Source organism: Nostoc sp. FACHB-888, from assembly GCF_014696655.1.
Classification (GTDB): domain Bacteria; phylum Cyanobacteriota; class Cyanobacteriia; order Cyanobacteriales; family Nostocaceae; genus Nostoc.
In genome coordinates this window covers 1-4,948 of sequence record NZ_JACJQM010000258.1, presented here as the reverse complement: position 1 = coordinate 4,948, position 4,948 = coordinate 1, and the positions used below count along the sequence as shown (strand labels likewise).

Below are 4,948 nucleotides of genomic sequence, written 5' to 3'. Positions count from 1 at the left end.
TCATTTAATCCTGTCTTTATTACTACTGGATATTGAACGGCTTCGACCCTTAGCACTTAGTCATGGAATTGACATTACTATTTCCAGGTGCAAGATATGAGTAGACCTCTTGCAAAAGTCCCAGAGGTGTGGGACAAGAGGTTAGAGTTGGGTAGCATTGATGACTTACGAACAAGTAAAGAGCCTGAAGCCTGAAGACTTTAAACGCTTGTGTGGTGTACGTCCAGAGACTAATAACTGCGATGCTAGAGATAGTGCTATGCCTGCAGCGGGCGTAGCCATCGCTTCAAAAAAACAAAAAAAGTTCTACAGGGGGAAAAAGAGAAAGCATACACCGGAGGCGGAGCGTCTCCGGCTCCGCTTAAGTCACAAGTAGCGGTAAATCAAGCGAATGGTGAAATCATCTGCACCGCTCATGGTAAGGGTAGAGAGCATGATTTCCGTATATTTAAAAATAGTAAAGTCAGGTTAGAAGAAAAGCTCGAATGTTTAGGAGATATAGCGTTTCTCAGTCTAGTGAAGTACAGTAGCAACAATGAGTAAACCAGTTATAAATATCATTTAAAGAGACTTGGCTAAAAGCAGTTTCAATTGCTTTTGCTAAATCTGGATAACTCCTAGCACCAATAGAACGTAGAATGTTCTTGATCTTTGACCAACAATTTTCAATTGGTGAAAAATCAGGAAATATGGTGGTAAATAAATTAATTTAGCTCCGACAGCCTCAATTAGTTTTTCAATCTCTTTCCCTTTATGAATTGAGCAATTGTCCATGATTACATAATCACCTATCCCAAGTTTTGGAACTAATTTTTGAGAAATATAAGCCAATACGGTTCAGTTAAGCCTGAAAGTTAGGTAAAGTAAGCATTGTTCCCAAGCATCCAAATGAATCGTGGTACATCTCAAGGATTTCTCAGTGTTGTCTCCAAAGATACAAAGTAGCGATTTACTGAAAGCGATTGAGACAGCTATCCCTGCAACGGCGATTGAGCAAGCGATCGCTACTACAAAAGCTGATGAGGAAAGAAGGCGATCGCTACCAGCACAATTAGTAGTATGCCTTGTAATAGCAATGAGCCTTTGGTCGAGAGATTCGATGCGAGATGTACTGAAAAACTTAGTTGATGGTCTTTCTGTGGGATGGATAAAAGTTGGTAAATATTGGCGAGTACCCTGTAAATCAGCAATTACGCAAGCTCGACAAAGATTAGGATCTAGGGCGATAAGCCAATTGTTTCACCAGGTAGTAAAACCAATGGCAACGGGTGAAACATTGGGAGCATTTTTGAATGGACTGCGAATAGTGGTGATTGATGGTAGCTGTTTTGATATCCCAGATAGCGAAGAAAATGCAAGAGTGTTTGGTCGTCCAAGTAGTCGCCCTGGAACAATTGCAGCATTCCCCAAAGTGAGACTAGTCGTTTTGGTAGAAGCAGGAACACAGATCATCTTTGATGCTTTAATGTGTCCTTATCGTATGGGAGAACGAGTCCGAGCATTAAAATTATTACGCTCGGTGAAATCAGGAATGTTGTTAATGTGGGATAGAGGTTTACATTCCTATGCAATGGTATCTGCAACAATATCTCAGGGCTGTGAATATCTAGGCAGAATTCCGGCAAATGTAAAATTTATGTTTGAAAAACCCTTAGAAGACGGCTCTTATTTGTCATACATTAATCCTTCAGAAAAGGTGCGAAAAAAAGGTGGTCAGCCACTATTGGTAAGAGTTATTGAATACACAATAGAGCACCCAGAAACGGTATTCCCTGAAGTTGAAGCCAGAATTTTACTCTTAATAATTGAACTCTTTCTGTTTCTTTTTCCGAGGCGTATAATGTTTTTTTTTAGACTTATTTCTATCCTCTGTAACATCCGGTCTACCGTAGAAATACCAATTGTTATTCCTGTTTTTTCTTGGAGAATGAAGCGAATTTCTTTCAAGGTGGCATCATTCTTAGCCTCAAGTATTCCTTCGAGTATGTTAAGTTGTTCTTCATTTAGCTTTGGAGGAGTTTGTTTAGTCCTAACTTTAGGAGCAATACTTGTTGTTTCTTTATATTGCTTTATTAGTTTCTGGATAAAACTTAAACTGACACAAAATCTTTTTGCTAATTGACGTTGTGATATTCGATCTTCCAAGTATGTATCAAATATTTTTTGGCGAAAATCCAGGGAATACGCTTTCATTTGGAACCTTGAGTAGATGCACAGCCTTAATCTTAATCAGTGTACTTCATTAGACTGGAAAACGCTATAAAAGTTATCAAGGTATTCAAAAACTACATGATAATAGTCGAATTTCCAAGAAAAAGCCCCGAGGAGGTAAATTAAGTTGTGAGGACAACAAGACTAATCGAAAATTAGCCAGAATTAGAGTTTTAGGTGAGCATGTAAATCGCAAGCTCAAGGTATTTAAAATTTTGTCTCTTACTTATAGAAATCGTCGGAAAAGATTTAGTTTAAGGTTTAATCTAATTGCTGCTCTCTACAATTACGAGCTTTCTCTCCCCAAAATCAAATCTTCCTGAGCGACTTTTGCAAGAGGTCTAATAACCAAGTAGCCCGGACTTGTAGCTTGATAAGCTAATCAGCATTTAAGTTGCAATATAGTTAATATTGCCTTTATTTTTGATTTTCCGATGTCACTTAATCACTAGCTCACCTTGGTTTAACAGCTTATCTAGAACACCGATTCAGTATTCAGGGTCATGACGAAAAACTTGGGTTTCTTTTAGGCACAAGAAAGAAACTGTGGTTGAAATGACCTAAAAATCCGGTTTTTCAACCTCGCGTTTTATTAGTGAATCGGTGTTCTAGTAATGCTTTCAATTCATCTACTGATTTAAACAGACGGTGAGCAATATATACGGTGAGCAATATATTCTTTACATGAGTACCAGGCTAATTCGATGATATTGTAATCAGGGCTATAAGCAGGTAAAAACTCTAAAACAAAATTTGGAAACTCTTGAGCGATTTTACCCAGAATATCCTTACGTTTATGAAAACTAGCATTATCTAATATTAAGATAATTTAAGGTTTGTATTCTCTTTTATCTCGAATTGGAAATATTCCGTCTTTAGCAACTATTATCCGGGAGAAATCTTCTTCTAATCTATTTGGTGGATCGTGGATGCCAGAATAATTTTCTACCCCAAAGTATTGAGGGGATACCTAAAACTTTTACAATTTCAGATTATGGATCAATATCCTCTACAAAAAAGCTCAGGCTTTTGGTTTTGAATTATTCCTCAACTTCAGCAAATATAGTTACTTAGAAAACGATTAATTGTATTGTCTTTTAATAATTATTTTATTAATTATCTCTGAGTACCAGAGTCCAATATCTGTATTTATTTTATCTTGGACTTGGTTAAGCTCTTGACAATATTGCAAAATCAAATTTTTAGATATATTATATTTCGTTACTGCTTCTTGTTCGGTTTTTTCCTGCTGGTCTAAAAGGTTTTCGTAAAGCGATATAGCTTGTTCGATAACTCGATTTGCTGATTCAACTTTACTATCAAATCCTGTCTCAACATTTTCACATAATTTTTTATAAACTATATCAATAGATTCCTCAAACTTTTCAAGACCTATCTCTAAAACTTTCATCTTGATTGGATCATACAATTCCTCATTATCTGCACTTTCTAATCCAAAATTACTAGTAATCATAGAAGTAATCATAGCAGTAACGTTAGCGATGAAGGCTGCTATAAAACCAATTCCTGTCAATTGTCCTAATTCTATTACTAAAGCATTCCTAATACCAATACTACCAAAATCTATAAAATCACTAGTAATATCACGGCTGGGAAGTTCCATTTCTTTACTAAATGAAGTGTCTAATCTTATATCTAATTGCTGAAAATCTGCTTGTATTATATTTAATTCGTATTTAATATTTTCCTCTAAAACTTGTAAGGTTTCTCGTAGTATTATATCATTAAGCTGGTTATTATTCCATTCATTAATCTCATCTAATAAGTCTTTTATAAAGTACTGAACATACTCTAAAATTAATTTTTCTCGGTTCCAAATTGGACTATGTTTAAGATACCAATGTTTGCTTCTTGATAACATATGTTCGCTTAAATCTTCGTACCACTCATTCCAAGAATTATTGGCTTTTTCAAGTGCTTGATCTATAAGTTTAACCGCTACCATACATATTTTTACATCACGTCCACTGGCTTCTCCAATTTTCTCTAAAATTTTCTGTTTTTCAGTTTGATTAATCTCTAGATTACCTTTTAAGGTGTAGTCAGATTTCTCTAGTATATTGATAATTTTTTTAATTAACCTATTAGCTTCATTGACTGCTCGTTCAATTTTTAATGGTCCGCGTTCAAACATTAAAAACTTTTCTATTGATTTAGTAAAGCTATCAAAACTTTTTCTATACTCATCCACGTATCCGTTTAAAATTGCATCAAGTGCAGCTTGCCCCGAAATAAAATGAACACGGTTTTTATCTGTAATTATCGGATTATCACCTTGAACAAAATTAAGAATCCTCTGTTTAACTTGTTCGCAACCTTTTTGTGTACGTACTAAATCCATAAAATTTCCCACAATAAATAAGTTATTTGCAGGTATGTCATCTTTACCATCGTTCAATTTGATTTTCAATTCATGTAACAAGTTGCGCTCACCTTGCGTTAATGAACGTGAGGCATTAGTAATAAAAATAGCGGCATCAATATCTTGGAGTAACTTTTGAGTAACAGCTGTGAGTTCGGGACGTTCGTTCAATCCAGGTGAATCAATAATCTCTACACCGCTACTGCATAATTCTAAATCTGGATGTTCAAAAATGATTTCTTCAATCTCAGAGTTTAGCAGATCATCACTTAGACAACCAATTGCCGCATCTTCAGAAATGCTTGCTTTTTGTTGGTACTCGTCAAATTGAATTTCTTCTTCGCTTCCATCTTT

Annotated in this window: 4 protein-coding genes and 2 pseudogenes; 2 read left to right on the top strand and 4 right to left on the bottom strand. The window is 35.4% G+C overall.

All coding sequences use genetic code 11. From position 1 onward, the window contains the following. Positions 1-600: 600 nt before the first annotated feature. Positions 601-774, bottom strand: coding sequence for a hypothetical protein (locus H6G26_RS43470; RefSeq protein ID WP_242054280.1), 174 nt, complete (start codon positions 772-774; stop codon positions 601-603). Between the two features lie 121 nt (positions 775-895). Between H6G26_RS43470 and H6G26_RS38360 the strand changes: the two are divergent. Then, positions 896-1,762, top strand: a pseudogene (locus H6G26_RS38360) (IS4 family transposase); the annotation flags it as partial. Here the strand turns inward: H6G26_RS38360 and H6G26_RS38355 are convergent. Beyond that, positions 1,714-2,193 (bottom strand): transposase, encoded by a 480-nt coding sequence (locus tag H6G26_RS38355; protein WP_242054282.1) that lies wholly within the window; start codon positions 2,191-2,193, stop codon positions 1,714-1,716. The pseudogene H6G26_RS38360 and the gene H6G26_RS38355 overlap by 49 nt on opposite strands. 83 nt (positions 2,194-2,276) lie before the next feature. On the opposite strand from H6G26_RS38355, the gene H6G26_RS38350 reads away from it, so the two are divergent. Then, on the top strand, positions 2,277-2,534 hold the full coding sequence (locus H6G26_RS38350; RefSeq protein ID WP_190736952.1) for a transposase family protein: 258 nt from the start codon (positions 2,277-2,279) through the stop codon (positions 2,532-2,534). A 283-nt stretch (positions 2,535-2,817) separates the two neighbouring features. Here H6G26_RS38350 and H6G26_RS38345 read toward each other — a convergent pair. Both H6G26_RS38345 and H6G26_RS38340 read right to left on the bottom strand, forming a co-directional pair. Further along, positions 2,818-3,040 (bottom strand): annotated as a pseudogene (locus H6G26_RS38345) (transposase); the annotation flags it as partial. 252 nt (positions 3,041-3,292) lie between these two features. Continuing rightward, positions 3,293-4,948: dynamin family protein (locus H6G26_RS38340; protein ID WP_190736950.1), on the bottom strand; the 1,656-nt coding region annotated here is incomplete at its 5' end.